General features: G+C 68.9%; 16 protein-coding genes and 1 tRNA gene. 9 read left to right on the top strand and 8 right to left on the bottom strand.

Going from position 1 to position 15,056, the window contains the following annotated elements; genetic code table 11:
• The first annotated feature begins 156 nt into the window (after positions 1–156).
• Positions 157–1,626 (top strand): amidohydrolase, encoded by a 1,470-nt coding sequence (locus AC1RKE_RS13730; protein WP_054764502.1) that lies wholly within the window; start codon positions 157–159, stop codon positions 1,624–1,626.
• A complete protein-coding gene (locus tag AC1RKE_RS13725; RefSeq protein ID WP_395941963.1) occupies positions 1,626–2,966 on the top strand; it encodes an amidohydrolase family protein in 1,341 nt (446 codons plus the stop codon). The genes AC1RKE_RS13730 and AC1RKE_RS13725 overlap by 1 nt, the downstream gene beginning before the upstream one ends.
• 61 nt (positions 2,967–3,027) lie before the next feature.
• On the opposite strand, the gene AC1RKE_RS13720 is transcribed toward AC1RKE_RS13725, so the two are convergent.
• Positions 3,028–4,437, bottom strand: coding sequence for a coniferyl aldehyde dehydrogenase (locus AC1RKE_RS13720; protein WP_348685084.1), 1,410 nt, complete (start codon positions 4,435–4,437; stop codon positions 3,028–3,030).
• A gap of 104 nt (positions 4,438–4,541) precedes the next feature.
• On the opposite strand from AC1RKE_RS13720, the gene AC1RKE_RS13715 reads away from it, so the two are divergent.
• The 3 genes from AC1RKE_RS13715 to arfB are packed head-to-tail and all read left to right on the top strand — an operon-like array spanning position 4,542 to position 6,804.
• Positions 4,542–5,900 (top strand): PAS domain S-box protein, encoded by a 1,359-nt coding sequence (locus AC1RKE_RS13715; protein WP_395941962.1) that lies wholly within the window; start codon positions 4,542–4,544, stop codon positions 5,898–5,900.
• Between the two features lie 44 nt (positions 5,901–5,944).
• Positions 5,945–6,403: a YaiI/YqxD family protein gene (locus AC1RKE_RS13710; protein ID WP_054764506.1), complete on the top strand. Its 459-nt coding sequence runs from the start codon at positions 5,945–5,947 to the stop codon at positions 6,401–6,403.
• A complete protein-coding gene (gene arfB / locus AC1RKE_RS13705; RefSeq protein ID WP_054764507.1) occupies positions 6,400–6,804 on the top strand; it encodes an alternative ribosome rescue aminoacyl-tRNA hydrolase ArfB in 405 nt (134 codons plus the stop codon). The genes AC1RKE_RS13710 and arfB overlap by 4 nt, the downstream gene beginning before the upstream one ends.
• Before the next feature lie 7 nt (positions 6,805–6,811).
• Here the strand turns inward: arfB and AC1RKE_RS13700 are convergent, their stop codons facing one another.
• The 4 genes from AC1RKE_RS13700 to AC1RKE_RS13685 are packed head-to-tail and all read right to left on the bottom strand — an operon-like array spanning position 6,812 to position 10,430.
• Positions 6,812–7,291 (bottom strand): hypothetical protein, encoded by a 480-nt coding sequence (locus AC1RKE_RS13700; RefSeq protein ID WP_333895775.1) that lies wholly within the window; start codon positions 7,289–7,291, stop codon positions 6,812–6,814.
• Between the two features lie 13 nt (positions 7,292–7,304).
• A complete protein-coding gene (ubiB, locus tag AC1RKE_RS13695) occupies positions 7,305–8,885 on the bottom strand; it encodes a 2-polyprenylphenol 6-hydroxylase (RefSeq protein ID WP_054764509.1) in 1,581 nt (526 codons plus the stop codon).
• Entirely contained in the window at positions 8,873–9,661 is a 789-nt protein-coding gene (locus AC1RKE_RS13690; RefSeq protein WP_228184790.1) for a class I SAM-dependent methyltransferase, read from the bottom strand. Before AC1RKE_RS13690 ends, ubiB begins: the two co-directional genes overlap by 13 nt.
• Before the next feature lie 40 nt (positions 9,662–9,701).
• Positions 9,702–10,430: a Crp/Fnr family transcriptional regulator gene (locus tag AC1RKE_RS13685; protein WP_348684098.1), complete on the bottom strand. Its 729-nt coding sequence runs from the start codon at positions 10,428–10,430 to the stop codon at positions 9,702–9,704.
• Between the two features lie 166 nt (positions 10,431–10,596).
• Here AC1RKE_RS13685 and AC1RKE_RS13680 point away from each other — a divergent pair, with 166 nt between their 5' ends.
• From AC1RKE_RS13680 to AC1RKE_RS13670, 3 genes are all read left to right on the top strand, one after another.
• The gene (locus AC1RKE_RS13680) at positions 10,597–10,902 is read left to right on the top strand and encodes a 4a-hydroxytetrahydrobiopterin dehydratase (RefSeq protein ID WP_336968016.1); all 306 of its coding nucleotides are present in this window, start codon (positions 10,597–10,599) and stop codon (positions 10,900–10,902) included.
• Positions 10,899–11,699 carry an SDR family oxidoreductase gene (locus AC1RKE_RS13675; protein WP_348684100.1) on the top strand — a complete coding sequence of 267 codons (801 nt, stop codon included), beginning with the start codon at positions 10,899–10,901 and terminating at the stop codon, positions 11,697–11,699. Before AC1RKE_RS13680 ends, AC1RKE_RS13675 begins: the two co-directional genes overlap by 4 nt.
• 189 nt (positions 11,700–11,888) lie before the next feature.
• A tRNA-Arg gene (locus AC1RKE_RS13670) sits at positions 11,889–11,965 on the top strand.
• A gap of 102 nt (positions 11,966–12,067) precedes the next feature.
• Here AC1RKE_RS13670 and AC1RKE_RS13665 read toward each other — a convergent pair.
• The 3 genes from AC1RKE_RS13665 to AC1RKE_RS13655 are packed head-to-tail and all read right to left on the bottom strand — an operon-like array spanning position 12,068 to position 14,591.
• Positions 12,068–13,063: a TolC family protein gene (locus AC1RKE_RS13665; protein ID WP_464165377.1), complete on the bottom strand. Its 996-nt coding sequence runs from the start codon at positions 13,061–13,063 to the stop codon at positions 12,068–12,070.
• A 19-nt stretch (positions 13,064–13,082) separates the two neighbouring features.
• Positions 13,083–13,286: a YgaP family membrane protein gene (locus AC1RKE_RS13660; RefSeq protein ID WP_152949331.1), complete on the bottom strand. Its 204-nt coding sequence runs from the start codon at positions 13,284–13,286 to the stop codon at positions 13,083–13,085.
• Between the two features lie 27 nt (positions 13,287–13,313).
• A complete protein-coding gene (locus AC1RKE_RS13655; RefSeq protein ID WP_348684101.1) occupies positions 13,314–14,591 on the bottom strand; it encodes an NAD(P)/FAD-dependent oxidoreductase in 1,278 nt (425 codons plus the stop codon).
• A 117-nt stretch (positions 14,592–14,708) separates the two neighbouring features.
• Here AC1RKE_RS13655 and AC1RKE_RS13650 point away from each other — a divergent pair, with 117 nt between their 5' ends.
• A complete protein-coding gene (locus AC1RKE_RS13650; protein WP_348684102.1) occupies positions 14,709–15,047 on the top strand; it encodes a rhodanese-like domain-containing protein in 339 nt (112 codons plus the stop codon).
• The last annotated feature ends 9 nt before the right edge of the window (positions 15,048–15,056 follow it).

Genomic DNA, 15,056 nt, shown 5'->3' with positions numbered 1-15,056 from the left:
ATGGTCGCCTTACCGGCCCAACACAACTCCCCCGGCCGTGCGAGCATGGCGCGATCGAGAAAGAACGTCGAAATCTTTTGACGGCCGGGCGGCGAGCCCCTTCTATGACAGCTGCAAGACACGCCGGGGCTGGCGTGTCGTCGGGAGAGGGATCTGATGATCAGACATCATCTGCGGGGCGTCGGCCTCGCGGCCTTGGCGTGCGCCTTGGGCCTGTCGGCCTGCGCCACGACGGAGCCGGACCAGGGCGGGACCGCCCCGGCCAAGGACAGGAGCCTGGCGGCCGGGCTGGACCCGGCGACGAGGTCGGACCCCTATCCTTCGACCTATCAACCGTTGCCGCGCGAGAATTTCGCCGTGGTCGGGGCTACGGTCCTGACCGGGACGGACCGCAAGATCGAAAACGGCGTGGTCGTGGTCACCGACGGCAAGATCGCCGCCGTCGGCGACGCCTCGACCCCCGTCCCTGCGGGCTATCGGCTGATCGAGGCGCGCGGCCGCTATGTCACGCCGGGGATCATCGACGTCCACAGCCACCTGGGCGTCTATCCGTCCCCCGGGGTCCAGGGCATGAGCGACGGCAATGAGGCGACCAGCCCGAACACCGCCCAGGTCTGGGCCGAACATTCGCTTTGGCCCCAGGATCCGGGCTTCAACACCGCCCGCGCCGGCGGGGTGACCACGCTCCACATCCTGCCCGGCTCGGCCAATCTGTTCGGCGGCCGGGGCGTCACCATCCGCAATACGCCCTCCATCACCATGCAGGGCATGAAGTTTCCGCAAGCCCCCTATACGCTCAAGATGGCTTGCGGCGAGAACCCGTCGCGGGTCTATGGCGGCCGCAACCAGAGCCCGGCGACCGGCATGGGCAATATGGCCGGCTATCGCGCCGCCTTCATCGCCGCGCGCGAATACAAGGCCAAGTGGGACAAGTGGCAGGCGGATCACGAGGGTTCGCCCCCGACCCGTAACCTGCAGAACGAGACCCTGGCCGGGGTGCTGGACGGCTCGATCCTGATCCAGAACCACTGCTACCGCGCCGACGAAATGGCGCTGATGATGGATATGGCCAAGGAGTTCGGCTACCGCATCACCACCTTCCACCACGCCACCGAGGCCTACAAGCTGGCCCCCCAACTGGCCCAGAACGGCATCTGCGCCGCCATGTGGACCGGCTGGTGGGGCTTCAAGATGGAGGCGCTCGACGCCATCGAGGAGAACGCCGCCCTGGTGGACGCGCCCGAAGGCTCCTGCGCCGTCATCCATTCCGACGACGCCGAACTGACTCAACGGTTGAATCAGGAAGCCGCCGCCGCCCTGTCGGCCGGTCGCCGCGCCGGCCTGAACATTTCGGAAGAACACGCCATCAGCTGGATCACCTCCAACGCCGCTAAGGCCATCGGCGTCGCCGACCAGACCGGTTCGCTGGAGGCCGGCAAGCGGGCCGACGTGGTGATCTGGAGCGCCGATCCCTTCTCGATCTACGCCCGCGCGGATCAGGTCTTCATCGACGGCGCCCTGGCCTTCGACCGGACTGACCCCGCCTATCAGCCGACCAGCGATTTCGAGCTGGGCCAGCCGGGCTATGGCCTGACCGCCGCCAACGTCGCCGAAGGAGCCCGCTGATGCGTCTGCCTCACATCCTTGCGGCCGCTGTGGCCGCCCTGTCTGTCGCCGCGCCTGCGGTCGCCCAGGAGACTGTGGCGATCACGGGCGGCCGGGTTCTGACCGGAACCTCCGTCATCGAGCGCGGCACGGTGGTGATCCGCGACGGCAAGATCGTCTCGGTCGGAACGGGCGCCGCCCCTGCCGGCGCCCGCGTCATCGACGCGACCGGCAAGACGGTCGCCCCTGGCTTCGTCGCCGTCGATTCCGGCCTGGCCGGGACCGAGGTGGGCTCGGTCGGCGGCACCAATGAGCTGCGCAACGCGTCCAACACCCTCAGCGCCGCGTTCGACATCTCCTATGGCCTGGACCCCTGGTCCTTCACCCTGCCGGTGGCCCGCCTGGGCGGCATCACCCGCGCCGTGGTCGTGCCCCAGCACCCCGGCTCGTCCGGCGGCCATGTCCATGAGGACGAGACGGCCGGCGCCGGCGACGGCGGCTATCAGACGCCGGGCCTGTTCGCCGGCCAGGCGGCGATCATCGACCTGGGGCAGGACGCCAACATCCTGGTCAAGCCGCGCGTGGCCATGGTCGCCCCCTTCGGCGAGGCCGGGGCCGACATCGCCGGCGGCGCGCGCGGCGCCCAGTTCGTCCTGTTCAAGGAGACGATGGCCGAGGTCCGCCTCTACGCCCGCAACAAGTCGGCCTATGAGCGGGCGGGCCTGCGCGACCTCAGCCTGTCGCGCGCGGACCTGGAGGCCCTGATCCCGGTCGCTGACGGCTCCATGCCCCTGATCGTCACCGTCCACCGGGCGTCGGACATCCAGCAGGTGCTGCGTCTGGCGCGCGAGGAAGGGATCAAGCTGATCCTGGACGGCGCCGAGGAAGGCTGGCTGGTCGCCGGCGAGATCGCTGCGGCCGGCGTGCCGGTGCTGCTGAACCCCATCTCCAACCTGCCCAGCGACTTCGAGATGCGGGCGGCGCGGATGGAGAATGCGGCGGCCCTGAACGCGGCGGGCGTGGTCATCGCCATCAAGGGCAATGAGGGTTCGACCCACCGCGCCCGCGAGGCTCGCTACAACGCCGGCAACGCCGTCTCCCACGGCCTGCCCTACGGCGCCGCCATCGCCGCCCTGACGGTCAATCCGGCGAAGATCTTCGGCATGGGCGGACAGTTCGGCCAGATCGCGCCGGGCGCCGCCGCCGACGTCGTGGTCTGGTCCGGCGACCCGCTGGAGCCGCTCAGCCAGCCCTCGGCCGTCTTCATCGACGGGGTCGAGCAACCCTTGACCAGCCGGCCCCTGCTGCTGCGCGACCGTTATCGTCAACAGACGCCGATGCCGCCGGCCTATCGCAACTGACGGCCTTTCAGGTCTGAACGGAAGGGTGGGATCGCAGGGTTCCGCCCTTTTTCGTTTTGGCCTAGCGGGCCAGAAACCGCAGGGCCGCGCGCGCCAGCCGGCCCGCCGCCCCGTCCCACGGCGGCCCCAGCCGTTCAAAGGCGTTCACCGGCCCCACGTCATAGACCGCCCGCGCATGGCTGAAGCGTTTGAAGCCCTCAGGCCCGTGATAGGCGCCCAGGCCGCTGGGGCCGACCCCGCCGAACGGCAGGTCGTTCTGGGCGATATGAAGCATGGTCCCGTTCAGGGTCACGCCGCCCGACAGGCCGGAACCCAGGATCCGGTCGCGCGTCCGGGCCTGGTTGGTGAAGCCGTACAGGGCCAGGGGCCGGGGCCGGGCGGCCACGAAGGCCAGGGCTTCATCCAGGCTGTCGTATCCGACCACCGGCAGGACCGGGCCGAAGATCTCCTCCTGCATCAGCAGGCCGTCGCTCGGCGGGTTCAGCACCAGGGTCGGGGCGATCTTGCCGTTGTTCCCGTCGCCCGCATCCGGGTGCTCCAGCACCTCGGCCCCCGCCGCCCGCGCCGCCGCCACCGCCTCGCGCAGCCGCACCCGGTGGCGGTCGCTGATCACCCCGCTGTAGTCGGGATTGTCCTGAAGCCTCGGATAGGCCCGCCGCGCCTGATCCATCACGGCCTCGGCGAAGGCCCGGACCTGCCCGGCCGGGACCAGGGCGTAGTCGGGGGCGATACAGGTCTGGCCCGCGTTCAGGAATTTGCCGAAGGTGATCGACCGCGCCGCCTTGTCCAGCGGATAGTCGGGCGCCACCACGGCCGGCGACTTGCCGCCCAGCTCCAGCGTCACCGGCGTCAGGTTTTCCGCCGCCGCCCGCATCACCTCGCGCCCCACCCGCGTCGATCCGGTGAAGACCAGATGGTCGAAGGCCAGACGCGAAAAGGCCTGGGCCACGTCGATCCCGCCGTTGACCACGGTCAGGACCGCCGGATCGAACCGCTCGGCCACGGCGGCCTCCAGCAGGGCGCCGAAGGCGGGCGTCAGCTCGGACGGCTTGATCATCACCCGATTGCCCGCCGCCAGGGCGTCCACCGTCGGCCCCAGCGCCAGCAGCAGGGGATAGTTCCACGGCGCGATCACCCCGACGACGCCCAGGGGCTCATGCCGGATCCAGGCCCGCGACGGCTGGAACATCAGGTCCACCGGCCGCCGCTCGTCGCGCATCCACCGCCCCAGACGGGCGCGCGCATGGTCCAGGCCGCGGATCAGGGGCGTGACCTCCAGCAGCCCCGTCTCCATCGCCGACCGCGCCCCGAAATCCGCATCTATGGCCCGCGCAAAGGCCTCGCGCCGCTCCAGCACCAGGGCCTTCAGCGTCTCCAGCCGCCCGCGCCGCTCCTGGGCCGACGCAGCCCCCTCCGCCCGCGAGGCCGCGTGCTGAAGCCCGAACCGGTCCGAGAGCTGAGCCTGGGTCATCCTGTTCCGATCCTTCGCACCAATTTTTCTCGTATAATCAAAATCATTGCCAGATAACCCCGGCTTATCTAGGGTTGTCGAACCATCGGAGGCAGACGCCGGGCATGACCAGATCCATCGCGGTGACCAGCGAGCGCCTGGGGCGGATCGTTGAGGAGGCCGCGAGCGAGGTCTATGTCTTCGGCGTAGAGGACTTCTATTTTCGACTCGTCAACAAGGGCGCCCGGGAAAACCTGGGCTACAACGCGGACGAACTGTCCCGCCTGACGCCCTGGGATCTGAAGCCCCGCATCCGTCGCGACGACTTCCTGGCTCTGATCCGGCCGCTCCTCGCCGGCGAAGTCGATCGGCTCGACTTCGACACCGTCCATCGGCGCAAGGACGGGTCCGAATACGACGTCTCCGTCAAGCTCCAGCTGTTCGACGACGGCGACGACCCGGTCTTCTACGCCGCCATCCAGGACACGACCGAATACCGGCGTGTGGAGCAGCGGCTGCGCGACACGGCCCAGCGGCTGGACGTCATCCTGGACAATACGACCATGGCGGTCTTCCTGATGGACGACCGGCAGCACTGCGTCTTCATGAACCGGGCGGCGGAAAAACTGACCGGCTACGCCTTCGAGGAGACCACCGGGCGACCGCTGCACGACGTCATCCACCACACCCGTCCGGACGGATCCCACTTCCCCCTGTCCGAATGCGCCATCGACCGCGCCTTCCCCGAGCGGGCCGGCGTCCAGGGGGAGGAGGTCTTCGTCCACAAGGACGGCGGCTTCTATCCCGTCGCCTTCACCGCCAGCCCCATCCATGGCGAGGGCGCCCAGGTGATCGGGACCGTGATCGAGGCCCGCGACATCAGCGAGGAAAAGCGCAACGCCGAGGTCCGCGCCCTGCTGATGCACGAGGTGGACCACCGGGCGCGCAATCTTCTGGCCATCGTCCAGTCCCTGGTGCGCCTGACCCGCGCCGACGAATTGGAAAACTACAAGTCGATCCTGGCCGGGCGGATCGGCGCCCTGGCCCGCGCCCAGACCTCCCTGGCTAGCCGGCGCTGGGAGGGCGGGCGGCTGGAGGACGTCGTCTGGGAAGAACTGGACGCCCTGTGTCCGAAAGAGGCTGTGGAGGTCGAGGGTCCGCCGGTCGATCTGTCCCCCGAACAGGTGCAGCCCCTCAGCATGCTGCTGCATGAGCTCGCCACCAACGCCAGCAAATATGGAGCCTGCAGCCGCAGCGGCGGTCGCATCTGCGTGGACTGGGCGATCAAGGACGGTCAGGCGACCCTGAGATGGCGCGAGGTTGGCGGCCCGCCCGTCAGTGCGCCGACGCGCCAGGGTTTCGGCTCTTCGCTGCAAACCAATATGGCCCGGCAACTGGGCGGCGCCTTGAGCCGCAACTGGGCGAGTGAAGGATTGGAGGTGGAGATCGTCTTCCCTCTGGAGCCCCCGTCGCCGATCGCATGAGGGAGGGTGTGGCGCCTCACCCCCGTCCGCGCTAGGTCAGGCCCATGCCGACCGCCCTCTACATCGACGCCGACGCCTGCCCGGTGAAGGAGGAGGTCTATCGCGTGGCGCGGCGCTATGGGCTGAAGACCTATGTGGTCTCCAACGGCTGGATGCAGGTGCCGCGCGAGGCCCTGATCGAACAGGTGGTGGTGGACGCAGGCCCCGACGTGGCCGACGACTGGATCGCCGAACGGGCGGGTGTGGGCGATGTGGTGATCACGGCCGACATTCCCCTGGCCGACCGCTGCCTGAAGGCCGGGGCCCAGGCGCTGAAGTCGAACGGCCAGGCCTTCACCCCGGACTCCATCGGTTCGGCCCTGGCCGGGCGGATGGTGGGCGAGCATCTGCGGTCGATGGGGGTGGCCACCTCCGGCCCGCCGCCCTTCTCGGCCGCCGACCGGTCGCGCTTCCTCCAGGCCCTGGACCAGGCCGTGGTCAAGGCGCGCAAGGCCGCCTCATGAGCACCGTCATTCCCGAGGAGGAGCTGGAGTTCCGCTTCTATCGCGCCGGCGGCCCCGGCGGGCAGAACGTCAACAAGGTCTCGACCGCCGTCCAGATGCGGTTCGACGTGAAGAACTCCTCCAGCCTGACCGAACCGGTCAAGGCGCGGCTGATGAAGCTGGCCGGCAGTCGGCTGACGCTCGACGGGGTGATCCTGATCAACGCCGTCCGTTTCCGCACCCAGGAGCGCAACCGCGCCGATGCGATCCAACGGCTGCAGGCCCTGGTGGACGAGGCCTCGATCAAGCCGGTCTTCCGCGTCCCGACCCGGCCCACCAGGGCGTCGAAGGAGCGCCGGCTGAAGGCCAAGACCAGCCGCGCCTCGATCAAGTCGGGTCGGGGCCGACCGTCGCTCGACTAGGCTCGGATCACTCTTCGACCGGGCGGAAACGCAGGCCCGCGATCCGATCTTCGGGATCGAACAGGATCATCCATTCGGTCACCTTGTTGTCGAAAGTAATGCGGAACAACTGGGCGTCGCCTTCGGCCGCCACGAAATCGACGGAGCGGACCTCCCCGAAGCTCTTGATCAGGGGGATCAGCTGGGGCGCCAGCTGGCGCATGCGCCCGCCCAGGTCGGGGGTGAAGACGGCGTAGTTGAAACCGGCGCCTTGGGCCGAGGCGATGACGTTGCGCAGCGCGTCTTCCGCACGAGCGATGTCGGGCGCCTGGGCTTGGGTCTGAGGTTCGGCTTGGGCCTGGGCGGGCGTTTGAACGGGGGGGACCTGGGCCGCCGGGGCTGCGCCGTCGAAGGTGTTGGCCACGGCGCCGGCCGCGACCTGGCTGAGGGCGGCGTGCGGCGCGGCGACAGCGGTCAATGCCAGGGCCACGATCAGGATGGTCTTCATGCGAAGGCTCCGGTCAGTGCAGATAGGGCCAGAGCGAAAGGCCCAGGGCCGTCAGGGCCGCGACGACCGCGACCGTCAATGAAGCCGCGACCCAAGCCGGAGTTCTCGGCTTTTCGATGACCATCGCCGTCGGGGCGGGCGGATCCTGGATCAGGCGCGAAAGGGCCCGCGCCGCCGCGATCACCTCGTTCAGGGCGTCGCGCGCCTGGGCCTGGGGCCCCAGTTCGCGGCGAATCCACCGCTCCACCACCGGCTGGGCCGCCTTCCAAAGGTCGTGGTCCGGCTGAAGCCGGCGGGCCACCCCCTCGACCGAGACCATGGTCTTCTGCAGCAGGATCAGTTCGGGCCTCAGCCGCATGTCGAACAGGGCGGTGATCTCGAACAGCTGGCCCAGCAGACGGCCCATCGACACCTGGCTGGCGGCGCGTCCGATCACCGGCTCGCCCACGGCGCGCAGGGCCTGGGCGAAGGTCTCCACCGAATGGTGCGGCGGCACATAGCCCGCCTCGAAATGGACCCGGGCGATCCGGTCGTAATCCCGGCTGATGAAGCCCCACAGGATCTCGGCCAGATAGCGCCGCTCGGCCGGACCCAGCCGCCCGACGATGCCGAAGTCGATGGCGGTCAGATGGGCCGGGGCGCTGGCGAACAGATTGCCCTCGTGCAGGTCAGCGTGGAAAACTCCGTGATCCAGGGCCTGAACGAGGAAGGCGCGCACCACATTGTCAGCCAGGAGGTCGGTGTCCAGCCCCGGCAGCTCGGCCAGGGTCGGGTCGGTCATGGGCAGACCTGGCGCCCATTCCAGGGTCAACACCCGCTTGCCGACCCCGTCCCAGACGACGGCTGGGGCGGACATATAGCCGTCCTTGGCCAGGACGTCGGCCATTTCGCTGGCCGCCGCCGCCTCCAGCCGCATGTCCAACTCCAGCTCCAACGAATTGGCGATGGTCTCGACGAAGGCCTGGGGCTCCAGCCGCCGCGACAGGGGAACCAGCCGGTACACCAGGGCGGCGCCGAGCCGCATGGCGTCCAGACCGTCGGCGACGCGCCGCTCGACCCCCGGCCGCAGCACCTTGACCGCCACGGCCCGACCGTCCGCCAAGGTCGCCCGGTGCGCCTGGGCCAGGGAGGCGGCGGCGACCGGCGGGCTCAGGTCGATGAACAGGCTCTCGACCGAGCGACCCAGGGATTTCTCGATCTCGCGCCGCGCCTCTTCCAGCGAAAAGGGCGGCAGGGCGTCCTTCAGCCGGCCCAGGTCGCGGGCGAACTGAATGCCGAAGATGTCGGCCCGCGTGGCCAGGACCTGGCCCAGCTTGATCGCCACCGGCCCCAGATGTTCGAAGGCCTTGCCCAGCCTCTGGCCCGGCCGCCCCTCGCGCCCGTCGCGGCCCGACAGCATCTGCACGAACCGGGCGAAGGGTCGGGTCCAGACCGGCAGAAGGGGGGTGACCTCGCGCGGGATCAGGGCGTCGTGGCGCGCCAGCACCCACAGCCAGCCGACCAGGCGCAGGAAGGCGGCCACGGGGTTGCGCACCGCCACGGCGGCGGGCGGCGGCGGAGCCGTGCGATAGATCCGGCCGGTCAGATCGCCCACCCGTGGTGGATGGCGGCGATGCCGCCCGACAGATTGGTCACCGAGACCCGTTTGAACCCGGCCTCTTCGATCAGGGTCTTGAAGGCGGTCTGGTCGGGGAAGCGGCGGATGCTCTCGACCAGATACTGATAGCTGTCGCGATCCTTGGCCACCCAGCCGCCGATGCGCGGAATGGCGTGGAAGGACCAGGCGTCATAAAGCTTGCGCACCGGCCCGGCCGTGGGGCGCGAGAACTCCAGGCACAGGAACCGCCCGCCCGGTTTCAGCACCCGCCGCGCCTCGGCCAGGGCCTTGTCGATATGGGCCACGTTGCGGATGCCGAAACTGATCGAATAGGCGTCGACCGAGGCGTCCGGCAGGGGCAGGTTCATCGCGTCCCCGACCGACCAGCTCATCTCCGGCTCGCCGCCCTTGTTGACCCCGGCCAGGATCATCTCGGCGTTATAGTCCAGCACGATGACCGAGGCGTCCGCCCCGCCGCGCCGCTCCTGGGCCGCGCGCGCCATCTTGGAATAGCGCCGCGCCATGTCGCCGGTGCCGCCGGCCACGTCCAGAATGGTCTCGCCGGGGCGCGGGTTCAGCTTGGCGGCGGCGATGTCCTTCCAGATCCGGTGGACGCCGACGCTCATCAGGTCGTTCATCACATCGTAGTTCGAGGCGACGGAGTCGAAGACCCCGCGCACCATCTTCACCTTTTCGCGCGCGTCGACGTCGCGGAAACCGAAGGAGGAACGGTCGCCCGACGAATGCGGGCCGTGGGAGGAGGCGTCGGTCATAATCGGGGGTCTAGCGCGTCACGAGCCGCCCGTCACGCGATCAGGCCGCCTCGGATCCGGCTTCAGGCCCGGCTTCCGGCTGGGGCAGGGCCAGATCCTTCATCACCTGGCGCATCAGGCCGTAGCAGCCGCAGGACGCCGCCTCCAGACCGTCGCGGTCCCGCACCCGCACCCAGCCGCGGCCGCGCTGGATCAGCTTCCTCTCCTCCAGCACCGTGCCCACCTCGGATACGGTGGCGCGCCGCACGCCCAGCATGCCGGCGATGTCGGCCTGGGTCAGGTCGATCCGGTCGTCCTCGGCCCGGTCGTGCAGGGTCAGCAGCCAGCGCGCCAGCCGCTCGTCCAGCCGGTGCTGGGCGTTGCAGGCGGCGACCTGCTGCACCTGGGCCATCAGGCCTTCGGTGAAGCGCGACAGGGCCTGGCGCAGGGTTTCGCTGGCGTCCAGCGCCGCGCCGAACGCCGCGGCCGAGCAGCAGGCGGCGACGCCGTCGCCCTGGGATATGGCGCGGCTGGCGGCCCGGGCGTTGAACGGGCCGCAGGTCACCCCGACCAGGCCCTCGCGGCCGATGGCGGCCGTCTCCACCGTCTTGTCGTCAGGCAGGACGGTCATCAGCGACACCACCCCCTTGATCGGGAACCAGACCTGATCGACCGCTTCGCCGGCGTCGTACAGCATCTGGCCACGCGCGACCTCGCGTTCCTCCAGATAGGGTTTGATCCGCTCGCGGTCCGCCGGATCGAGGGCGGCGATCCACAGATTGTCCATCATCCTCTTTCCTCTACATCCGACGTCAGCAGCAACGCTTTTCGTCCACGCCCAACGCCCAAGCTTGATCCCGCGTTCCGCGACCCTTTCGGGGTCATGTTGCGGCGTCGCCTGTACGCTTGCGGCGCTCTCCCGAACGCCTTACGCCTTGGAAAAAAGAGGAAGCCCCATGACCGACGTCCGCATCGAGGTCGCGAAAGCGCTCGAAACCTTGCCCGCCTGGCGCGCCGACGACGGCGACCGCCCCGCGATCGCGCGCTCACTCAGGTTCGCCGATTTCAACGCCGCCTTCGGCTTCATGACCCGCGTCGCCCTGATGGCCGACAAGATGGACCATCATCCGGAATGGTCGAACGTCTACGACCGCGTCGAGGTGCTGCTGACCACCCATGACGCCGACGGGGTGACGGACAAGGACGTCGCCCTGGCCCGGTTCATCGATCTCGCCGCCGCCGAAACGGGGGCGATCTCGTGAGCGCTCCCCACGCCCGCCCCGGCCGCGTCGCCGGCAAGACCGTCCTGATCACCGGCGCCGCCGGCGGCCTGGGCGAGGCCATGGCCTTCATGATAGCCCGCGAGGGCGCCCGCCTGGCCCTGACCGACATCGACGGCGACCGCGCCGCCGCCCTGGCCGCCCGCATCAACGCCGAAATCCCCGGCGCCGCCTTCGCCTACGCCCACGACGTGGCCGACGAAGCCCAGTGGGAACAGGTGATCGCCGCCGCCGTGGCCGACCTCGGCGGCCTGTCGGTCCTGGTCAACAACGCCGGCGTCGGCGGCCCCCTGGCCTTCGTCGAACAGGACACGGTCGACAACTGGCAACGTCAGTACGAGATCAATCTGCGCTCGATCATGCTGGGCGCCAAATACGCCATGCCGCACCTGCGCGCCGCCGCACCGGCCTCGATCATCAACATCTCGTCGATCGCCGGCCTGGTCGCCGCCCCCGGCATGGGCGCCTATAACGCCACCAAGGCCGCCGTCTGGATGTACACCAAGACCCTGGCGCTCGAGGCGGCCAAGGCCGACTGGAACGTGCGCTGCAACTCTGTCCACCCGGTCTTCATCAAGACCCCGATCCTGGATCCCTTCATCGCCATGGCCGGCGGCGACGAGGCCAAGGCCCACGAACGCCTGACCCGCGGCATTCCCCTGAAGCGGATCGGCGACCCGGACGACGTGGCGTACTGCGTCCTCTATCTCGCCTCCGACGAATCCAGGTTCGTCACAGGGTCCGAATTCAAGATCGACGGCGGCATGACCGCGCAATAGGGCCCAGGCGCCCTATGGCTTTCTTTTGGGGGCCTACCGCGCTTCGCGCTGCTTGAGGCCGTGGGCGCGCTCCGGCATTTCGCACCGGCGCCAGTTTGGAACGGTATCCGCCCCTCATCTGCGTATTCGGGGATTGAGGCCGCCCGCCGCTTGCTGTAAGCGGCCTCTTCCGGCCTTCTCGCCGACCACGCACCCGTAGCTCAGCTGGATAGAGCGTTGCCCTCCGAAGGCAAAGGTCACACGTTCGAATCGTGTCGGGTGCGCCACTTCGGTTTAAAACCGGAAACTCCGCCAACGGCGGCGTGACTCCCTCGGCGCGTGACGAAGGTTTGCGCAAGCTCGGTCTGGGAAGCGCATCACCTCTGACCTCAAGCCGATCCGATCAGGACCCTCAGCCGATAGGCGGCGACGATCCGGGCGGTCCTGGCCTGGGCGGCGGCGGCGGCGGCGGCCGTGGCTTCGCGTTCGGCGTTCAGCAGGTCGATCTGCGGCTTCAGACCGACGCGGACCTCGTGCCGGACGCTGGTCAGGGCCTGGCCCGCAGCCGCGCTTTGTTCGTCGGAGGCCTGGGCCACCAGATCGGCGGTGTGGATGTCCTGCCAGGCGGAGAGCACCTGTTCCTCCAGGCCCATGCGGGCGGCGCGCAAGCGGGCAAGGGCGGCGCGGACATCGGCGGCAGTCTCGGCGATCCTGCCCGACGCCAGCCCGCCGCTGAACAGGGTCCAGCGTCCACGGATCCCCACGGTCGCGCTGTCGGCGCGATAGTCGGGGAAAAACTGATCCCGAACCGATCCCGCCTCGACGAAGGCGCTGACGGTGGGCCGGCGTTCGCCGCGCGCGGCGCGGGCGCCGGCCTCGGCCGCCTCGACATCGGCCTGCGCCCGCCGCAGGGCGGGACTGGCGCCGAGCGCAGTCGCCATCGCGTCCTCAAGGGAGGCGGGCAGGGGCGGATTGGGCGGAATCGGCTGCAGATCCACCGGCTCCAGGCCGGTCAGATTGCGATAACGGGCGCGGGCGGACACCTGCATTCCCTCCGCCCGGGCCAGATCGGCGCGGGCCTCGGCGGCGCGCGACGCGGCCTGGGCGACGTCCGTGCTCGGGGTTTCTCCCGCCCGGAAGCGCTCGCGCGCCTGTCGCTCGATTTCCGTCATCTGAGCCGCCAGCGCGCGATACAGCCTCAGCACTTCATCGGCCGCGAGCATGTCGCCATAGGCCTGAACCACCGCCGTGACGACCTGGCCTTGAACGGCCTCGCCGCCGGCCTCGGCTGCGGCCATGTCGGCGCGGGCCCGAGCGATTCCCGCCGTCGCCCGACCGCCGGTGAACAGGGGCTGTTCCAGCGTCAGCTGGGCCGCCCGAGGCAAGGGGCGGCGCGTCTCAGGCTCATCGGAAGGCGTTCCCGGGGCGCAGGCCGATGGCCTTGAAGACCATGGCCGCCGGACAGAAGCCCGTGAACCCGGCCTGGATCATGTTCAACCCCGCGAAGACGGTCAGGGCGATCCACCACGGATGGACGGCGTAGGACAGGCCCACGCCCGCCAGCACGACGCATCCGGCGAAGATCATGACGGCGCGATCGAGGTTCATCGGTAGGCTCCAGATCTAGAGGAAGGGTCACATGCGAAGCTTGCGGATGCCCATGATGTGCATCGCCAGCCGCTCGTAGGAGGGTTCGCTCTCGCCCTTGCGCACCTTGCGCAGGAAGTATTTTTCGAAGCCCACCTTGGCCAGATGGACCCATTTGCCGCTGGCGGCCCAGTTGACGTTGCGGGGCGGAATCTGCGGTTGGGCGACGAAGGCGACGCCGCCGTCGCCGAAATCCGCCAGACAGACGGCGTTCCAGGTCGCCTCCGCAGTCGGCGTCTCGCCGGCGACGAGGGCGGCCAGATTAGCGGCCACCGCCGTCACCATGCTCTCGATCATGAAGCCGGTCTTGGGCGCCCCGACCGGCACGGGCGTCGGACCGGTGGGGGCGATGGCGACGCAGACGCCCAAGGCGAAGATTTCCGGAAAGGCCGGGTTGCGTTGGTGCTCATCGACCAGGATGAAGCCCCGCGGATTGGTCAGTCCGGCGATGTCGCGGACAGCCGGCACGCCGCGGAACGCCGGCAGCATCATCGAATAGCCGAAGGGGAGCTGGTGGGTCTTGGCGACGGCCCCGTCCTCGGCCACCTCCTCCACATGCATCAGGCCGGGCTCGACCTTGGCGACGCGGGCGTTGGTGATCCATTTGATGTGTCGATCGCGCAGCTTGCTTTCCAGAAGCGACTTGGTGTCCCCCACCCCGTCCAGGCCCAGATGGCCGATATAGGGTTCGGCGGTGACGAAGGTCATCGGCGCCTGGTCCCGGATCTTTCGCCTGCGCAGCTCGGTGTCCAGGATCAGGGCGAATTCGTAGGCGGGGCCGTAGCAGGAGGCGCCTTGGACCGCCCCGACCACGATCGGGCCGGGGTTCTCCAGATAGGCGTCGAACAGGGTCGCGGCGTGGGAGGCATGAGCCGTCTGACAGACCGAGGCCGTATAACCGCCTGGACCGAGCCCCTCGATCTCATCGAAGGCCAGATCCGGCCCTGTCGCAATTACAAGATAGTCGTAATCAACGCTCTCGCCGTCATTGAGCTCGACTCGCTTCTCCGAGGCATGAAGCCGTTTCGCGCCGATGGCGGTGAAGCCGATCTTCTTTCGCGCGAAGATCGGCGGCAGATGGACCTGGATCTCCTCGGGCTCCCGCCACCGGACGGCGACCCAAGGGTTTGAAGGCACAAACGAATATGTCTCAGACTCGGCGATCATAAGGACGTCGGCGCGCCCCTTGACCGCCGCCTTGATCTCATAGGCGGCGATCGTTCCGCCCAACCCCGCCCCGATGATCACAATCCTGGGTTTGGCCATGTCTTCCTCCAGCAGGCGTTTCCATCACCGTTATGCGCTTGACCGGATATAATGATTACATAATATATACAATTATAAAATTGTGAGACTGCAGCCTGCGGACCTCGGGAGATTGGAATGTTCGGATCTGGAAAGAGCGCAAAGCATCGCGAGATCGGCCCGGCCGAGCTGAAGGCCCTGCTCGATCAAGGCGAGGCGCTGGTGATCGATGTGCGCGAGCCGGGAGAGTTCGCAGCCGAACACATCGCCGGCGCCGTCAACCTGCCCCTCTCCTCGTTCGATCCGGCCCGCCTGCCTGCGGCGGACGGAAAGACCGTCATCCTCCAGTGCGCCGGCGGAAAGCGATCCGGCATGGCGCTGGACCGCTGCGCCAAGGCGCAGGCCGCGATCGACACCCATCTGGCCGGGGGCCTGGGCGCCTGGAAGTCGGCGGGCCTTCCGGTCGAGCGCGGTTGATCGGCGCGG

The sequence above is a fragment of the Brevundimonas sp. GW822-FHT03E11 genome (assembly GCF_058801445.1).
The sequence above is the reverse complement of the archived record's forward strand: the minus strand, read 5'-3'. Positions and strand labels throughout refer to the sequence as shown.